This window comes from Acutalibacter intestini (assembly GCF_034334985.1).
GTDB lineage: Bacteria > Bacillota > Clostridia > Oscillospirales > Acutalibacteraceae > Acutalibacter > Acutalibacter intestini.
Genome location: NZ_JAWXXL010000055.1, coordinates 1 through 16,567, shown reverse-complemented (window position 1 = coordinate 16,567; position 16,567 = coordinate 1). Strand labels below are relative to the sequence as shown.

Here is a 16,567-nt window from a genome sequence, read left to right as displayed (position 1 = left end):
AAGTCTATGCTTTTGGTTTTGGTCATCTTGGCAGTCGGACTGATTTCTTCCGCTGGCACAGAAAGCTATGTGGTTGCCAGCGGCGTGATCTGCGGAACGATGGTCATCACAACATTTTCCTTCGATAACATGTCCAAATGGCCGCGGTACGCGATGATTATGCCGGTGTCAAGAAAGGATCTGGTGGCCTCCAAGTTTATTGTGCTGCTGATTTTTGCGGTGGGCGGCGCTGTTGCGGGCCTTGTGCTGGGGGCTGGCGGCGGCGTCCTGCTTCATAAATTCGTGCTGAATACAGAGGGAATCGTGACGCTTCTGCAGTTGAGCCTAATTGGTTTCCTATATACGGCTATCTGTGGCAGCATTTCAATCCCCCTGGTGTTCAAATTCGGTGCGGAGCGGGCGCGTATGTTGATGTTTGCCTCGTTTATCGCCCCGAGTGCAATTTTCTACGGTATATATAAGCTGCTGGAGGGTATAGGAATCGTCTTAACGGAGGATATGATCCCAATGCTGCTCTGCTTGGCTCTGGTGATTGTTGTTGTGTGGGTCGCAGTGATGTACAAACTAAGCTGCCACATCTTTTCAAAGCAGGAGCTATAAAAGAATACAGGATAGATTTACCCCATCTGAAGAAAGGAAAGCTATCATTAAATGGGCTTAAAATGTTGAGCGGAGCGAATAAAAATCGGTTATAATAAGTTATTAAAACTATAGAGTGTTAATTTTGGGGAAAGAATCAGGAGGAAGCTGAAGGACATAACGAACGGACCAGATTGGATGATATGGTGATGTTTGCGGTATTTGTCCTGATAACGATTCTTTTACTGACAGGACACGGGGCTAGGGCTTGTATGACCATAGAGAGAAAGATAAATTTTTGACCAGGGGAGGTCCATTGCAAGGAGAATTCCGCAAGGCAGCCCAGCGGTTGACGAGGATTTTTCACGCGAAAAGGGGCCGCTCCTGGGCAAAAAGACGGCGTTTTCGATGCCTCAAATAACCCCTGATTTGATAGCCGGTTTATAATACGTCCAGTATTCAGAAAAAGGAAACGTACGCTCAAAAAGCTATGCCGAGTTGTGGGAATATTAGTTGTTATTATTCTCATCTTGGTTATGGGCGATTGGCCAAAATACGCTTCCTGCTGCTATGGCATATGTTTTCAGAGCGGTCACCTTACTTGATGGTGCTGTAATGATGATACTGGCAAATTCAATATGCAAAAAGTAAATTGAGAATGGAAGATAAAGCGAGGATAAACTCAATGGATATACAGAGTTTTTGGAAAGCGGTATTAAAACAGAATGCAAAAGGCTAAGAGAGTTCTTTTTCAGTGATGCGTATATTAACTGGCATGGTACCAATGAAATTCACTGTGGAAGAATATATCAGAGCAAATTGTGAATATCCCAGAGAATGGGATGGTGAGATCAAACGAATAGAAAAGACCGGAGATATCTCTATTGTAGTCGTGTATGTATATACCTGCGATAGAAGCAGTTCTTTTCATGTGGTGCCATTCATGCAGGTGAGGGACGGTAAGATTCTTTCTCTGGATGAATACTGGGGAGATGACGGTGTTGCGCCTCAGTGGCGTTTTAGATAATCAGATAGGAACAAAGATATTTTTGTGAGGAGAAACGATATGAAGATTGTGCCAACCTTGAACTTCGACGGTAACTGCCGAAAGGCAATCCAAATGTATGAAAAGGCATTCAGGGGACAGATAACCTGTCTGATTACCTATGGCGAGGCTGACGATCCGCAATACAATCTACTGATTAGGGATAACCAGAAAAATTATATTTATCATTCGGAACTTCTGATTGGTGACCAGAGAATTATCATGAGTGATCATGTGGACATGGAGTTCCAGACCTGTTACTCGAATTTTCTTACCATTATGTATGATGCGAAAGAGGACGTTCAGCGAGCATACGAGATTATGAAAGAAGAGAGCAAGACCATTTATCCTATGGAGGCTACGCCATACAGCTCCTGTAGAGTTGTTTTTGTTGATAGATTCGGCATCCGCTGGGGGATCATGACGGAGTAGACAAAAGGTAAAGGGTTGGCTAGATATAAGATTCTTGCGGTTGCTGTTGATTTGGATATTTAATGGAGTGTTAAGGCAACACCGCGCAATCTTTGTGCGGTGTTGCCTTAAACCGGAGGGCTGTGTGGAGGTATCTGCAAATATGGCAAGATATATTGCGTTTTTGCGTGGTGTTAATATAAGCGGTAAAAATAAAGTCCCAATGGCGGAATTAAAGAAAGGCTTTGAAGAAATGGGCTTTTCGGAAGTCAGAACATATCTGAACAGCGGCAATGTGATTTTTTCAAGTGATGAAGGCAATATTGAGGGATTTACAAACCAGATTGGAACAATGATACAAAGGCTTTTTGGCATTGACATTCCCGTTTTCGTCATATCAAAAGAGGCACTTGAGGATATTTTAGCTCATGCACCTGATTGGTGGGGGAGCGAAGATAAGGCAACCTATGACAATCTGATTTTCATTATCCCACCAACCACATTTGCTGATGTTTTTGGCGAGATTGGAGAACCGAAAGAAGAATTGGAAAAGATACAGGGCTACAAAGAGGCGGTATTCTGGTCCTTTAGCCGAAAGGATTACCGGAAAACAAATTGGTGGTCCAAGACTGCGAGCACAAATATAAGTACCAAGCTGACGATCAGAACCGCAAATACTGTTCGGAAGATCGTTATAATATAATCTACTAAGAAAAGCAACACATTGGAAAGGGGTTTTTTTGATGAAGGTAGTCTTTGTTATAGCAGCAATCTTCATTTTCGGCTTTTTAATAGCGATCCATGAGGTGGGTCACTTTCTGGCCGCCAGGCTCTGCGGCGTGAGGGTCAATGAGTTCTCCATCGGTATGGGCCCCTGCATCTGGCATAAAGAAACGGAAGAAGCCCAATATTCCATTCGTCTTCTACCCATTGGAGGTTTCTGTGCTCTGGATGGGCAGGATGAGGATACCGGGGATGAACGATGCTTGGCCCGTCAAGGCTTCTGGAAAAAATTCATAATTCTGGCTGGTGGGTCCTTCATGAACCTTCTCACAGGAATTGTGATCATTGCCATACTCTTTGCAGGAGCCAGTAGTTTTTATGTGGATCAGGTGTCTGGGTTCAGTGAGGGTTTCCCTTTGGAGGGGGAGAATGGCCTGATGGTGGGGGATATTTTCTATAAGGTTGATGGCTGGCGAACTTACATCCGGGGGGACGCGGCGATGTTTCTTAGTTTTAACGGTGGTCAGGGGATTGATATAGAGGTTATACGAAACGGAGAGTTAATTGTCTTGGAAGACCTGCCTCTCTACCGCGGAACTTACGGAGAGCGTCAGAATAGTTTTGGTCTGCAGGTGGGGGCGAAGCAAGTTCCGGCAGATTTTTTGACGCATTTGCGTTTTGTCGGCTATCAGACTCTGGACTTTGTGCAGCAAATGTGGTTCAACATAATACAGATGATACATGGAAATGTGAGTGTGAAGGAACTCAGCGGCCCCGTAGGTATTATGTCCATCATGACAGAGGTGGGAACATCTTCTGAATCCGCGTCCGGCGCTGCACGGGATATTGCTTTTCTTGCGGCTCTGATTGCTATCAACTTGGCGGTAATGAATATGCTGCCCATTCCGGCTCTGGATGGAGGGAGAATATTTTTCCTACTGGTGGACGTTGTTGCATTGCTGCTGTTCAAGCACAAGATTCCTGATAAGTACCAGGCAGCGGTGAATGCGGTAGGTTTTGTGCTGTTGATGGGTGTGATGGCATTAGTCACCCTACAGGATGTTATAAAGCTGATTCGCTGAGGATTTAAGAGCAGTCTTATCAGGCTTGATAATAAACAAAACCACAATGATGATGGAATAGTCAAATTAAGACGATGAAAATGAATTAAACAAAGCGAAAGGAATGGCAAAGCAATGAAAATCGAAAAATGCCAAAAAGAGTCCTTTGTCGTAATCGGAAAAGAAGGGGCAACAACAGACGGGGACGACTTTATTCAAAAGCTATGGGACGACGCCAATTCCCATTTTGGAGAAGTTTCGCATCTGGTAAAGAAAGACGAAAACGGGAACATCATCGGAATATGGGGCGCGATGTCTGATTTCTCCCGCTCCTTCCAGCCTTGGGAAGATTTCAGTAAAGGGCTTTATCTTGCGGGAGTAGAGTGCAATGAGGACGCGCAAGCCCCCGATGGCTGGACAAAATGGGTGATTCCTGGCTATGAATATATCTACGTGGAACGTGAAAATGACAACGTTTTTCCGGAAGTAATACAATATCTGCAGGGGCATGGCATTTCATTAGTCGGAGCTGTCCATGATTTTACGTGCCCTCAGACCGGGAAAGGATATATGTTTTTCCCGATAAAGAAGTTGTAAAAAAAGAGAATTTGCGGAGGAAAATAGAATGAAATCTATCTGTGGAATTGATTGTACAAACTGTGAAATAAGCGGCACTTGCAAAGGGTGTGCGGGAACGGGAGGACGGCCCTTTGGAGCAGAATGCCTTGCTGCACAATGCTGTAAAAAAGGCAAGACAGCATTAATCAAATTGAAAGAGAAACTGATTGCGGCGTTCAATGCGCTGCAAATTCCAGACATGGAAGAAGTAACAGAGCTGAATGCGTTGAAAGGTTCCTTTTCCAACATTGAATATGCTCTTCCCAACGGACAGATCGTAAAGTTTTGGGATGATAACAAAATTTATGTAGGGAATCAGCTGCATAAAAAGAACAGCGACAGGTGCTACGGGATCATTGCTGATGAAAAATATCTCATGGTGTCTGAGTACAGCGGTTTTGGAGCTGATGCGGAAATAGTCGTATTCAAACAGTGGAATGATGCAGAGAACAAATGGATAGTTTCGAGGAAAAAGTATGATAGGCATATATTTAAGTGGAACAGGAAATACCAAACACTGTATCGAGAAATTGATGGAGTTATTAGATCGATCGGCACAAGCCATCCCGATTGAGGGAAAAGAAACAGCAAATTTATTGGCACAACATGACTTTGTTGTTTTGGCATATCCTGTACAATTTTCAAATGCCCCTGTCATGGTTCGGGATTTTATAATAGATCATTCAGACCTTTGGAAAGGAAAGATGGTGCTTTGCCTTGCTACAATGGGGTTGTTTAGCGGAGATGGGGCGGGCTGTTCCGCACGGTTATTGAAAAAGTATGGCGCAAAAGTCGTTGGCGGCTTACACATTCATATGCCCGATTCCGTTTGTGATGTGAGGCTACTAAAGAAATCCCTTGAAAAAAATCGGGAGATCATTAAAGCGGCAGACAGAGAAATTGAAAATTGTGTTTGCAAAATGAAGCAAGGTAAATACCCAAAAGACGGATTGTATTTTTACGATAGGATAGCAGGATTGCTCTGCCAACGATTATGGTATTATGGAAAAACAAAGGACTATTCTGATAAGCTGAAAATCAACAAAGCCTGTACGGGATGTGGGCTCTGTGTCAGTCTATGTCCTATGGAAAATCTCGTCATAAAAAACAGTAAGGCGACCGCAGGAAGTCGTTGTACTATGTGCTACCGATGTATCAGTTCCTGTCCCCATCAAGCAATAACATTATTGGGAGATACAGTTGTTGAACAATGCCGCTATGAAAGATATTTTGATAAATAGATATCTTTCTGACGGGGAGTAACACGATAACAAGATGAGCACAGGCATAACAGGAGAAACATTATGGTAAATCCGTGGGTAGAAATTCTATTAGATGATTACGAAAATCATATGCGGCTTGGCTCTGTTATGCAGCTGCAGACAATGGACCAAATGATGAAAAGTCAGCTTGAGGATTACCCGGTTTCCAGCGCAATGATATTAGGTGTTGCAGGAGGTAATGGCCTTGAACATGTACAAAAAAGTAAATATGCAAAAGTGTATGGGGTGGATATCAATCCTGACTATCTTCAGGAGAGTGTCCTCAGATATCCTGATTTAACAGGAGTGTTGGAGTGCTTGTGCATTGATCTGACGAAACATATGGAGAGGTTGCCGGAAACAGAGCTACTTATTGCAAACCTACTGATTGAATATATAGGTTACAATAATTTTCAAAAGGTAGTTCAACATACCAATCCAAAGTATGTTTCATGTGCAATTCAATATAACATAGACGTGGAATGGGTGTCGGATTCTCCTTATATTCATGTATTTGACGGGTTGGAGAGCGTACATCAGCAAATAGATGCATCATCTATTGAGAACTTGATGAAAAATATAGGATATCATCCAATCAAAGTATTAAGATATCCGCTTCCCAACGGGAAAGAACTTATACAGATGGATTATGAAAAAGAGGGGATACAGGCTTTGGAAGTTCATAAGACTATAAGGAGTATTACACAAAGGCCATTTAGTATATTAGCTGATTGCGGAAAGGTATATCGGTTTCTTCTTGAAACTTACGAGAGAGACTGGAGAAACGGTGTACCAGCTCCCTTTTTTGAATACTCATACGCTTCATTTTCCTACTGGATGGACATCTCCTATTCTTATAAAAATCGAATTTGGGAATGTGATGGAGAGATTGTGGCATTTTGCTTTTATGAGAATCCAGTGACAGATATCTATTTCTGTCTGAAGCCTGGATACGAAGAACTGGCGTTAGAAATGGTGGCGTATGCTGATGGAAATATGGTCACAAACGAAGAAGATATTCGATTTGTTTTATTTGGCGGACAGGATGCATTGATGAAGGCTGCACAGCAGTTGGGGTATGTGCAGAGATCAAAACACTGGGAAATGCAGTATGATTTAAAAAATGAATTGCACTATCCGCTTCCAGAAGGCTTTCACTTTGTAAACTCATGGGATTTGGATATAACAAAAGTAGGAGAATGCTGCTGGAAGGGGTTTGACCATGAACAGAGCGAAGGTTCATGGAACCATCAGTATGAGCAGCATAATTATTTGCTGAATACTGCGCCTCACGCAACGCAGGAGCTTGACGTGGTGATTGCGGATGAGTCAGGGGAATATGTCTGCTATGCAGGCATGTGGTGGACTCCTGAAAATCATCTGGCGTACATGGAACCGCTCTGCACGATTCCCGAATACCGGCATAAAGGCCTCGCCGCATCGGCATTGTCTGAAATGTATCGGAGAACAAAGGCTTTAGGAGCAACACATATGACAGGCGGTGCAAACAGGTTTTATCAGAAGATTGGATATCAGAATGCAGTAAAATGGACTTTCTGGAAAAAACAATAAAAGAATGGAGGGACGTCCTGTGAAGCGATCAACAGTGACAGCGCAGTTGCCTTGTGACTGCAAGACAGTCTGGGACATTGTTACAGATAACAAAAACTATGAATGGCGGGGTGGTTTATCCAAAATTGAAATGATTGACGAAAATCGGTTTGATGAATATACAAAGACCGGGTTTGTGACACATTTTCGGATTACCGAAAAAGAGCCATACCGGGAATACCGATTTGATATGGAAAATCAAAACATGAGAGGTCACTGGAGCGGCATATTTGAGAGCCGTGATGGTGGTACGCAGATTACTTTTACAGAAGAGGTCCAAGTGAAGAACCCGATTATGAATTTGTTTGTAAAGGGGTATCTGAAAAAACAGCAGGCCAGGTATATTGCGGATCTCAGAGAAGCGATAGCGAAATTGTAAGATTGTTGGCTGGTTACAGATAAAACAGTTTACAGAAAAATACTGATAATTTAATTAGGGCTTGTTTGAAAATAGAGGAAATGACGAATTTTGGGCCAGAAGGGGACAATTTCAAGGAGAAAACCGCAAGGCAATCTCGCGATTGACGAGGATTTTCGACGTAGAAAGTGGCCTCTTCTGGCAAAAAAGACGACGTTTTCGATTTTTCAAACAAGCCCTAGGAGAACTCAAGGTAATGATAATATAAGGAGCCAACAAAATGAGAAATCCAGAACAAACAATAGGAAATTTAATTGACAAGCAGAACGTATCCTTTATTGCCTCTATTTCTGAAGAAGGTTTTCCAAACATAAAAGCGATGCTGCCACCCCGAAAACGGATCGGAATCAAAGAATTCTGGTTTACAACCAACACATCTTCTATGAGGGTAGCTCAATATAGGGAAAATCCAAATGCCAGCATTTATTTTTATGACAAACGCTTTTTCCGTGGGGTTATGCTGATCGGTATCATGGAGGTTTTGGAGGATGCTGAAGCTAAGCAGATGATTTGGCTTGAAGGTGATACCATGTATTATCCCCAGGGCGTGACAGATCCGGATTATTGTGTTTTAAAATTCACTGCTGAAAAAGGGCGATATTACAGCAACTTTAAGTCAGAAGATTTTGATGTATAAAGAGAGGAAATAAGGATGGGAGATAATAATACTATTTTAAAATTTGAGTGCCTTGGAATAGAAAATGGCGGGGTATTTCCTCCTGAACATACAGGAAGAGGAGAAGACAGTTCTCCGGAATTTATCATTCATAATTTGTCTGAACAATGCAACACATTGGCAATCACGCTGGAAGATCTCATCCATCCGATAAAAGGATTTACCCATTGGCTGATTTGGAATATACCTGCTGCAAAAACAGTACCGGGAGCCATTCCCGCAAGTAAAATATTACCGTCACTGGGAAATGCAAAACAAGGTGTTGCTTATGGCATTCACCGTTACGCCGGACCGAAAACGCCGAAAGGGAAAACGCATACTTATCAGTTTACATTGTATGCGCTCGATTGTTCACTAGAACTAAAGGTGAATACAAAAAAGCGCAGCTTTTTGAAGAAAGCAGAAGGGCATATATTACAGACCGGCAGTATAACAGCAAAGTTTGAATGAGGGTGCAACAAAAGGAATTTATTCTTGGTGGCGCTATAGGCGGGATAGGATGAAAAAATAGGCATACTGTGTCCCACAGCGAAAGAGCTTAGTCCATATTTTTCTACAAGGGAAAGCTTGATAAATGCAGAAAATTTGCAAGTTAAGCTATGCATGGACAAGATTGGCTCATGGAGGTGTGTTAGTGAAATACGAAATAGCAAAAAAAGAAAACATTGAACAAATTTATCAATTGGTACAGAACACGATTAACGCTATTTATCCTTTATATTATCCTCAAGGAGTAGTGGAATTTTTTCGCGGGCTTCATTCAAAGGAAAACATTGCCACAGATATAGAAAATGGTTTTGTTAGAGTTTTATCATCAGGTGATTGTATAGTGGGAACAGGCAGTTGCAAGGAAAATCATATATCAAGACTGTTTGTTACTTCTGATTTTCAGAAAAAAGGATATGGCAGTTATATTATGCAATGTCTTGAAAAAGAAACATCTCTTAATCACACCATTATTTACTTAGATGCTTCGCTTGCGGCAGCTTGTTTCTATGAGCATAGGGGATATGAAACATTAAAGCATGAAGAATTATTTATCAATGAAAATGCAAGGTTAGCTTTCGAAGTAATGGAAAAACGTATAGCAGTTCCTAATACAGATATTTTTTATGATGGAAAATGCTTTATACCAAAGATGAATACTGAAAATGGTGAAGTGGATAATCAAACGCTTTTTTTATATCATCAAAATGAGAATATTTTATGGGCGGATTACTATGGCGGAGAAATAAAAAAAGGAAGTATAGTTGGAACGGTTGCTTTGAATGGAGAAATAGATTTTTATTATCAACATATTAATTTGAGCGACCAGATAAAAATTGGGAAATGTCACAGTATACCACAGATTTTAAGTGATGGCAGAATAGAACTGTCTGAACAATGGCAGTGGCTGAATGGCGATAAATCAAAAGGTTCATCAATCGTCATAGAAAAAACTAACGATGAAAAATGAATATCATCACTCGCTTATCCTACAGTCTGGCAAAGCAGTATTGTATTCACAGACGTTTCGGATGAAGGTGATTACGAGTTTACGATACATGCAGGCAAAAATTTCATTGTCATAGCTGGTGAACAATTTACTGGGAACTTGGCTTTGACGGTAGAGTGGATTCACTGTGCAAAGGATAAAACCACATGAAATTAATAAGGAAGACGCATAAGGATAAAGACATCAGAACGGTTCTGCTTTCGGAAAGAACGGTTTGTATGAAAGGAGGAATGCCAGAATGAGTAAAATATTATTGTTAGAGGATGATGTGAGTCTGGTAGACGGAATGAGGTACTCCCTGAAGAAAGAAGGATATGACGTCACCATTGTACGGACGGTGGAGGAAGCTATTGGTGCCCTGCCGGTTATCGGCGAATACGATCTGTTGCTGCTCGACGTCACATTGCCGGACGGAACTGGATTTGAAGTATGTGAAAAGGTCAGGCGGCAGAATACGCAGATACCGATTATCTTCCTGACAGCTTCTGATGAAGAAGTTAATATCATTCGCGGTCTGGATCTGGGCGGAGACGATTATATTACGAAGCCCTTTATGCTTGGTGAGCTTTGCTCCCGTATCCGTGCGCAGCTGCGACGATCAGGGATAGGCAGTCAGGAGAAAACCACTTCCTTTCAATGTGGAGATATTACCATTGACCTGCTTGGCAGCAGAGCGCTGCTGAATGGAAAAGCTTTGGATCTGACCAACGCAGAATACCGGTTACTCTGCCTTCTGGTAAAAAACGAAGGTCTTATAATGACACGCGAGAAGATTTTGGATGAATTGTGGGATAGCAATAGTGATTTTGTGGATGATAATACCCTATCCGTTTATGTCCGAAGGCTTCGTGAAAAAATAGAAGTCAATCCCTCCCAGCCAGAACATCTGATTACCGTCCGCAGCTTCGGATATCAGTGGAAGGAGGTTTCGCCATAAAACTTTTTCAGGACAAACAGATTCGGTACTTTTGCTGCTTTCTCATTTTCTTTATTCTCATTTTATTAGGGAGCGGCGCATGGCTGTTTTCCCTTCAGATTGATTCTGCAAAAGAAATGCTTTACACAAGGGAAAATACAATGATATCCGTATTACTGGAACAAGGGGTCTCAGAAGATGTAATCGCTGCAGCGGTTGCCAATACAGAAAGCGGTGAAAGAGGAACAGACTATCTGAGTAAAATTGGAAGAACAGGAAATACAGCAGCCGATGCCTTACCGGAGTTTACCGAATTTCGTAAGGAAGCTGGAAGACATATGGTATCTGCCGCCGCTTGGTTATCAGTGTTTCTGATGAGCGGCGTTTTTATGTTTTTATGGAAAAGGGATCGGTTATATCAGAAAGCAGAAAGTATCATGCAGCAATATATAGCCGAAGATTTTTCCTGCCATTTGCCTCAAAGCAATGAGGGTACGATTTATCAAATGTTTTCTTCTATGGATCAGTTTGCGACAATGCTGCAGGCCAGAGGTGAGGCGCGGCAGAAAGAAAAGGAATTTCTAAAGAGTACGATTTCTGATATATCCCATCAGCTGAAAACACCGTTGGCGGCACTCACCATATATCAGGAGATTATTGCGGGTGAACCGGATAATCCGGATACAATAAGAGAATTTTCTGAGAAAATGGGCGTTTCCTTAAAACGCATAAAGCAGTTAATTGAAGCAATGCTGAAAATAACACGGCTGGATGCGGGCGGTATTGTGTTCGATAAACAGAAGAATTCGGTTTATGAAGTAGTATCTCATGGCATAAATGAGCTGAAAGCGCGGGCAAAACAGGAGAACAAAGAAATCATCCTGGAGGGGGTCAGGGATCAGACGGTTTCCTGCGATCTGGAATGGACGGGAGAGGCAATCGGGAATATCGTAAAAAACGCACTGGATCATACAGACTCAGGAGGAATTGTTCGTATCCAATGGGCGCTGTCCCCAGCAATGGTCAGAATACAAATTAAGGATAACGGATGCGGCATTTTACCGGAAGATTTATATCATATCTTTAAGCGCTTTTATCGCAGTAAAAAATCGTTGGATACACAAGGAGTAGGATTAGGACTCCCGCTTGCAAAAGCCATCGTGGAGGGACAGAAAGGTGTAATTTCGGTAAAAAGTGAACTTGGTGAAGGAACGGCCTTTACGATTTCCTTCCTTACAGACTCGTAAGCTGAAATTCACCTGAATGTAAGATGCCTTTGCTATACTCTGTAATTACAGGAGGTACTGATATCATGGAAATATTAAAAGTACAAAATTTATGCAAAACATATGGCAAGGGCGAAGCACGGGTAGATGCACTGAAAAATGTCTCTTTTGCTTTGGAAAAGGGGGAATTCGCAGCGGTTGTAGGCGAATCCGGTTCCGGAAAAAGTACATTGCTCAACTGCATTGGTGCGCTGGATGCTCCAAGCTCCGGCAGCGTGACGATGGAAGGGCACAATCTGCATACCATGAAAGAGGAAGAGCGGACTGTTTTCCGGCGCAGGAATATCGGCTTTATCTTTCAGTCTTTTCAGCTTGTCTCGGAGCTGACGGTGGAACAGAATATCATTTTTCCTATCCTGCTGGATTACCGCAAGCCCAATGAACAGGATGTAAAGGAAATACTGGACATGCTGGGTCTGACAGAACGCCGGAATCATTTGCCGCACCAGCTTTCCGGCGGCCAGCAGCAGAGGGTGGCTATCGGTCGAGCCTTAATCACAAGACCCAAACTGATCCTGGCCGATGAGCCGACGGGAAATCTGGACAGCAAAAACAGCCAGGATGTGATGGATCTGCTGACACAGGCAGCCCGCCACTACCAGCAGACAATCCTGATGATCACCCACAATAACAATTTGACTGCTTCTGTAGATCGGGTTTTACGGGTCACAGACGGCGTGCTTACGGACTTGGGAGGGAATGCGAATGATCTGCAGCCTGTTCGCAGGGCAGCCAATACGACATATATGAAGGTAGATACTTCCCTTGGCATCCACCATGCAAAATCAAGTAAAAAGAATTTTGTGTTAATGGTGGGCTCGTTCTCGTTGAGCATTATTCTTTTCCTGTCTTTTTCGGTGACGATTGATTTTATGAAGCACACGCTGACGCCGCTGCATCCGTGGACAGCGGATCTGTCAATCATCAGCCCGGATCAGACATGCTCCGTAAAGAATGGCTTAATCGAGGAGCTTTCCGGCAATCCGGCGGTAGACAAGGTATATGGGCGCATGTTTGCCTATAATGTTCCTGTTGTCGTAAATGGAGAAACAAAGACGGTGGATCTCATTACTTATGAGGAAAAGCAATTTGATTGGGCAAAAAACTACAAACTGTCCGGCAGTCTGGAAACGGCACAGAATCAAACTGGAACGGCTCTGGTTGTTTTTGAAGCGCAGAATACAATCCAGGTAGGAGATACCGTCACTTTAAATATGGGTGGAAAATCTTCCAATATAGAGATTGTCGGTATGGTTTCGGATTGCCCGTTTAATAACCGGGCGGACGTGGGAAAACTTATCTGCTCCGAAGAGACTTTCCGGCAGATGACCGGAGAAAGCGACTATACGATTATTGATATACAGCTTGCACAGGTAGCCACAGAGAATGATGTAAGTGCAATTCGTAAAATGGCGGGCGGAACTTATACCTTTTCCGATGACCGTATGAGTAACAGTAATACACGCGGAACCTATTATTGTTTTGGCCTGTTTGTGTATGGATTCCTGGTTCTCATCGCATTGATTACGATATTCAATGTGATTAACAGTATTGCTATGAGTGTTGCTGCGAGGATGAATCAGTATGGTGCGTTCCGAGCGATTGGATTAAGTAACCGGCAGCTTGTCAGAATGGTTGTGGCAGAAGCCTCCACCTATGCAGTAACCGGTAGTATTTGCGGCGGCATATTAGGATTGCTTTGTAACAAGATTTTATTTGATAAGCTGGTAGGTTTCAACTGGGGAGATCCATGGAATATTCCTGTTGCAGAGCTTGCTGTGATTATTGCAGTAGTAGTGATTGCAGTGATCCTAGCAATTAGGGGACCAATTAAGAAAATCCGTGATATGTCCATCGTAGATACAATCAGTGCGCAATAGATGCGAGTGCCGGAGAGATACAAAATCGTGTTTTTCCGGCATCCGTTTAAGCGAAAGGAAATTGAGGTTATAATGCTAAAAATATTATTTGTGGATGACGCTGCCGATTATTTAAAAACCATATCTTATGTGTTTATGAATAAATTTGAAGTCTATACAGCGTCTGAAGTCAAAGAAGCAATAGCGCTGCTAAATGAAAATAAGGTGGATTTAGTCTGCTCCGACTTACATATGTGCGGTGAAACGGGTGTTGATTTGTTGCAGGAAATGAAACAAAGTGGTATGGAGATACCATTTATTCTGATGTCCGGCGATACTGATAGTATTGAGATAAGAAGAGCAGAATATTATGGAGCAATCTTTGTGGCGAAAGACAGGGATATAGTATCCCAGATTAAGAAAATCGCCGGGAAAATAAAGAACTGAATACAAGAACACAGTCACCATAACGATTCTATTTGAGGAAAGCAGGGCGAGCAGCTGAGAATATCTTTGCTGTTTGTGTTGCTTTCTTGAATTTGAAAAATAAGGAAAGAGGATTTATAAAAATATGTATCAACAAAATAGCAATAGAAAGAAAAAGTCTATGCACTTCCCTGCTGTAATGTTTTTTGGACTGATTATCACCTGTGTCGTAGTGATTGTTGCTGTGTCAGGAAAGAATCTGCTCCACAAAGGTGATGATTTGCTGCAGGGCAAAGACAGCGGTACCACCTTGGCAGCTGAACCGGAAACCAGTGGAGCGTACACAGATTCAAACACAAATAAGAGTAGCGACAGTACGGGATACAATTCCAATATTGATAAGTCGCAATGGAACCTGACTCTGGTAAACAAATGGAACCTTCTGCCAGAGAATCATAACCCTTCCCTAACACAGCTAAAAAACGGACATGCTATTGACGAACGAGCGTATCCTGATTTACAGGATATGATGGATGATTGCCGGGCAGCAGGCTTAAATCCCCTGATCTGTTCCTCGTACCGAACAATGGACAAGCAAAAGAAGCTTTACAAGAACAAGGTGGACGAGTATCTGGCTCAGGGATATTCTCAGAAAGATGCTGAAGCAGCGGCAGACGAGCTTGTAGCAGTTCCGGGGACAAGTGAGCATCAACTGGGTCTGGCATTAGATATTGTTGATGTAGCAAATCAGGTACTGGATGAACGCCAGGAAAATACAGAGGTACAGAAATGGCTGATGAAAAATAGCTGGAAATATGGTTTCATTCTTCGTTATCCAACAGATAAGAGCGATATAACAGGAATCAGTTATGAGCCTTGGCATTACCGTTATGTGGGTAAAGAGGCTGCCAAGGAAATCTATGAAGCGGGGATTTGTCTTGAAGAATACCTAAACGCTTAGAAATGTAAGGGTTCCTTAGAAGAAATAATTTTGAATTGAGTGTCAGATTTAGATTCAAAAGTTGTATAAGGAGAGTAATCCATTATGTCTAAGAATTGGAAATGGAAGATAGTGGGAACCGTGGCAGCCTGTCTGTGTCTTGCGGCTGTTTTAGGATTTCCAGTTCTACGGCAAAAGCATTACGCCGGGAGATAATTAAATTTTACTTCGTGGGATAGCCGAGAATCCGTTTATGATATAAGAACATGGAATGAAGCACATACTGAATATGGTAAGGGCGTTACGGTTACAGCAGGTCAAATGATTATACTAAAAAAGCTACTTGATCATCAGATAGAAATATTTTAATTCATTTTGTATTGGAAATAGTAGATAAAATGTTGAAAATTACGGCGTAATCTTAAAGTCATAAATAGGAGATTACTATGGGAGGTGCGCAGAATGAGTAATACCATTTTAATTGTGGATGATGAGGCGGATATCGTTTCCACCCTTGCAGATTATTTTCTATATAATGATTATAACGTAATGACGGCGACAAGTGGGATGGAAGCGATTGAAAAGGCAGGAAAGCAGCCAGATCTTATTCTGCTGGATATCAATATGCCCGATGTGGATGGGCTGGAGGTTTGTGCCCGGATACGGGGGTTTGTCAGTTGCCCGATTCTGTTTTTGACGGCCAGAGTGGAGGACAGCGATAAGGTCAAAGGCTTCGGTATGGGTGGGGACGATTACATTGTAAAGCCCTTTTCATTGGACGAGCTTGGCGCTAGGGTTGCCGCACACATAAGACGGGAGCGCCGCAGAGGGGACACCCCCAAGGTGAAGCTTGCCGATAAGCTGGCGATTGATTATACAGAAAGACGAGTGTTCTATGATGGCGAGGAAATTCCCTTTGCAAAGAAGGAGTTTGATATTATTGAGCTTCTGTCTGGCCATCCGGGGCAGATTTTCAGCAAAGAGCGGATCTATGAACTTGTCTGGGGCTATGACAGTGAAGGAGAGTCTTCCGTGGTGGCCGAACATGTTCGCAGAATTCGTGCGAAGCTTGCAGCCTCAGACATAAAACCGTATGTAGAAACGGTTTGGGGAGTGGGATATAAATGGGCAAAATAACAGAGTTTTTCAAAAGAAAGTCGATAAAGACGGCTTTTACTACGTCTATGCTCGTCTGTATTGTTTCTGCATTGCTGTTATCCTTGGCTCTATCAAGCTGTTGT

19 protein-coding genes and 1 pseudogene are annotated in these 16,567 nt (G+C 42.6%); all 20 read left to right on the top strand.

Annotated elements, in window-relative coordinates; all coding sequences use genetic code 11:
- Window positions 1–600 (top strand): ABC-2 transporter permease (locus U8U68_RS20240; protein ID WP_322204043.1); only part of this gene is annotated, 600 nt, incomplete at its 5' end.
- 763 nt (window positions 601–1,363) lie between these two features.
- Window positions 1,364–1,606, top strand: a complete 243-nt coding sequence (locus U8U68_RS20235; RefSeq protein ID WP_367575867.1) for a hypothetical protein — start codon at window positions 1,364–1,366, stop codon at window positions 1,604–1,606.
- Window positions 1,607–1,645: 39 nt separating this feature from the next.
- Window positions 1,646–2,056: a VOC family protein gene (locus tag U8U68_RS20230; protein WP_322204041.1), complete on the top strand. Its 411-nt coding sequence runs from the start codon at window positions 1,646–1,648 to the stop codon at window positions 2,054–2,056.
- A gap of 142 nt (window positions 2,057–2,198) precedes the next feature.
- The gene (locus tag U8U68_RS20225; RefSeq protein ID WP_322204039.1) at window positions 2,199–2,738 is read left to right on the top strand and encodes a DUF1697 domain-containing protein; all 540 of its coding nucleotides are present in this window, start codon (window positions 2,199–2,201) and stop codon (window positions 2,736–2,738) included.
- Between the two features lie 40 nt (window positions 2,739–2,778).
- A complete protein-coding gene (locus tag U8U68_RS20220) occupies window positions 2,779–3,840 on the top strand; it encodes a M50 family metallopeptidase (RefSeq protein WP_322204047.1) in 1,062 nt (353 codons plus the stop codon).
- Between the two features lie 114 nt (window positions 3,841–3,954).
- Entirely contained in the window at window positions 3,955–4,416 is a 462-nt protein-coding gene (locus tag U8U68_RS20215; RefSeq protein WP_322204037.1) for a GyrI-like domain-containing protein, read from the top strand.
- 28 nt (window positions 4,417–4,444) lie between these two features.
- Window positions 4,445–5,011 carry a DUF3795 domain-containing protein gene (locus U8U68_RS20210; RefSeq protein WP_322204035.1) on the top strand — a complete coding sequence of 189 codons (567 nt, stop codon included), beginning with the start codon at window positions 4,445–4,447 and terminating at the stop codon, window positions 5,009–5,011.
- On the top strand, window positions 4,971–5,678 hold the full coding sequence (locus tag U8U68_RS20205) for an EFR1 family ferrodoxin (RefSeq protein ID WP_437124458.1): 708 nt from the start codon (window positions 4,971–4,973) through the stop codon (window positions 5,676–5,678). Before U8U68_RS20210 ends, U8U68_RS20205 begins: the two co-directional genes overlap by 41 nt.
- 63 nt (window positions 5,679–5,741) lie before the next feature.
- Window positions 5,742–7,271 (top strand): GNAT family N-acetyltransferase, encoded by a 1,530-nt coding sequence (locus tag U8U68_RS20200; protein WP_322204031.1) that lies wholly within the window; start codon window positions 5,742–5,744, stop codon window positions 7,269–7,271.
- A 19-nt stretch (window positions 7,272–7,290) separates the two neighbouring features.
- Window positions 7,291–7,689, top strand: a complete 399-nt coding sequence (locus tag U8U68_RS20195; RefSeq protein WP_322204029.1) for an SRPBCC family protein — start codon at window positions 7,291–7,293, stop codon at window positions 7,687–7,689.
- Between the two features lie 259 nt (window positions 7,690–7,948).
- Entirely contained in the window at window positions 7,949–8,365 is a 417-nt protein-coding gene (locus U8U68_RS20190) for a pyridoxamine 5'-phosphate oxidase family protein (RefSeq protein ID WP_322204027.1), read from the top strand.
- Between the two features lie 15 nt (window positions 8,366–8,380).
- The gene (locus U8U68_RS20185; RefSeq protein ID WP_322204025.1) at window positions 8,381–8,854 is read left to right on the top strand and encodes a YbhB/YbcL family Raf kinase inhibitor-like protein; all 474 of its coding nucleotides are present in this window, start codon (window positions 8,381–8,383) and stop codon (window positions 8,852–8,854) included.
- Window positions 8,855–9,038: 184 nt separating this feature from the next.
- Complete coding sequence (locus tag U8U68_RS20180; protein ID WP_322204023.1) at window positions 9,039–9,860, top strand: GNAT family N-acetyltransferase; 822 nt, start codon at window positions 9,039–9,041, stop codon at window positions 9,858–9,860.
- A gap of 277 nt (window positions 9,861–10,137) precedes the next feature.
- Entirely contained in the window at window positions 10,138–10,836 is a 699-nt protein-coding gene (locus tag U8U68_RS20175; RefSeq protein ID WP_322204021.1) for a response regulator transcription factor, read from the top strand.
- Window positions 10,815–12,062, top strand: a complete 1,248-nt coding sequence (locus U8U68_RS20170; protein ID WP_322204019.1) for a sensor histidine kinase — start codon at window positions 10,815–10,817, stop codon at window positions 12,060–12,062. Before U8U68_RS20175 ends, U8U68_RS20170 begins: the two co-directional genes overlap by 22 nt.
- A gap of 65 nt (window positions 12,063–12,127) precedes the next feature.
- Window positions 12,128–12,799, top strand: a pseudogene (locus U8U68_RS20165) (ABC transporter ATP-binding protein); the annotation flags it as partial.
- Between the two features lie 48 nt (window positions 12,800–12,847).
- Window positions 12,848–13,981, top strand: coding sequence for an ABC transporter permease (locus tag U8U68_RS20160; protein ID WP_322204045.1), 1,134 nt, complete (start codon window positions 12,848–12,850; stop codon window positions 13,979–13,981).
- 72 nt (window positions 13,982–14,053) lie between these two features.
- Entirely contained in the window at window positions 14,054–14,407 is a 354-nt protein-coding gene (locus tag U8U68_RS20155; RefSeq protein WP_322204017.1) for a response regulator, read from the top strand.
- 124 nt (window positions 14,408–14,531) lie between these two features.
- Entirely contained in the window at window positions 14,532–15,347 is an 816-nt protein-coding gene (locus U8U68_RS20150; protein ID WP_322204015.1) for a M15 family metallopeptidase, read from the top strand.
- Between the two features lie 441 nt (window positions 15,348–15,788).
- Window positions 15,789–16,463, top strand: coding sequence for a response regulator transcription factor (locus tag U8U68_RS20145; RefSeq protein WP_322204013.1), 675 nt, complete (start codon window positions 15,789–15,791; stop codon window positions 16,461–16,463).
- Window positions 16,464–16,567: the final 104 nt, after the last annotated feature.

Bases quoted from the DNA above. Each gene is read 5' to 3' on its own strand.
- U8U68_RS20210 (WP_322204035.1), top strand. From the start codon at position 4,445: ATGAAATCTATCTGTGGAATTGATTGTACAAACTGTGAAATAAGCGGC.
- U8U68_RS20235 (WP_367575867.1), top strand. From the start codon at position 1,364: ATGAAATTCACTGTGGAAGAATATATCAGAGCAAATTGTGAATATCCC.
- U8U68_RS20150 (WP_322204015.1), top strand. From the start codon at position 14,532: ATGTATCAACAAAATAGCAATAGAAAGAAAAAGTCTATGCACTTCCCT.
- U8U68_RS20175 (WP_322204021.1), top strand. From the start codon at position 10,138: ATGAGTAAAATATTATTGTTAGAGGATGATGTGAGTCTGGTAGACGGA.
- U8U68_RS20200 (WP_322204031.1), top strand. From the start codon at position 5,742: ATGGTAAATCCGTGGGTAGAAATTCTATTAGATGATTACGAAAATCAT.
- U8U68_RS20145 (WP_322204013.1), top strand. From the start codon at position 15,789: ATGAGTAATACCATTTTAATTGTGGATGATGAGGCGGATATCGTTTCC.
- U8U68_RS20185 (WP_322204025.1), top strand. From the start codon at position 8,381: ATGGGAGATAATAATACTATTTTAAAATTTGAGTGCCTTGGAATAGAA.
- U8U68_RS20225 (WP_322204039.1), top strand. From the start codon at position 2,199: ATGGCAAGATATATTGCGTTTTTGCGTGGTGTTAATATAAGCGGTAAA.
- U8U68_RS20160 (WP_322204045.1), top strand. From the start codon at position 12,848: ATGAAGGTAGATACTTCCCTTGGCATCCACCATGCAAAATCAAGTAAA.
- U8U68_RS20205 (WP_437124458.1), top strand. From the start codon at position 4,971: ATGGAGTTATTAGATCGATCGGCACAAGCCATCCCGATTGAGGGAAAA.
- U8U68_RS20230 (WP_322204041.1), top strand. From the start codon at position 1,646: ATGAAGATTGTGCCAACCTTGAACTTCGACGGTAACTGCCGAAAGGCA.
- U8U68_RS20190 (WP_322204027.1), top strand. From the start codon at position 7,949: ATGAGAAATCCAGAACAAACAATAGGAAATTTAATTGACAAGCAGAAC.
- U8U68_RS20215 (WP_322204037.1), top strand. From the start codon at position 3,955: ATGAAAATCGAAAAATGCCAAAAAGAGTCCTTTGTCGTAATCGGAAAA.
- U8U68_RS20155 (WP_322204017.1), top strand. From the start codon at position 14,054: ATGCTAAAAATATTATTTGTGGATGACGCTGCCGATTATTTAAAAACC.
- U8U68_RS20220 (WP_322204047.1), top strand. From the start codon at position 2,779: ATGAAGGTAGTCTTTGTTATAGCAGCAATCTTCATTTTCGGCTTTTTA.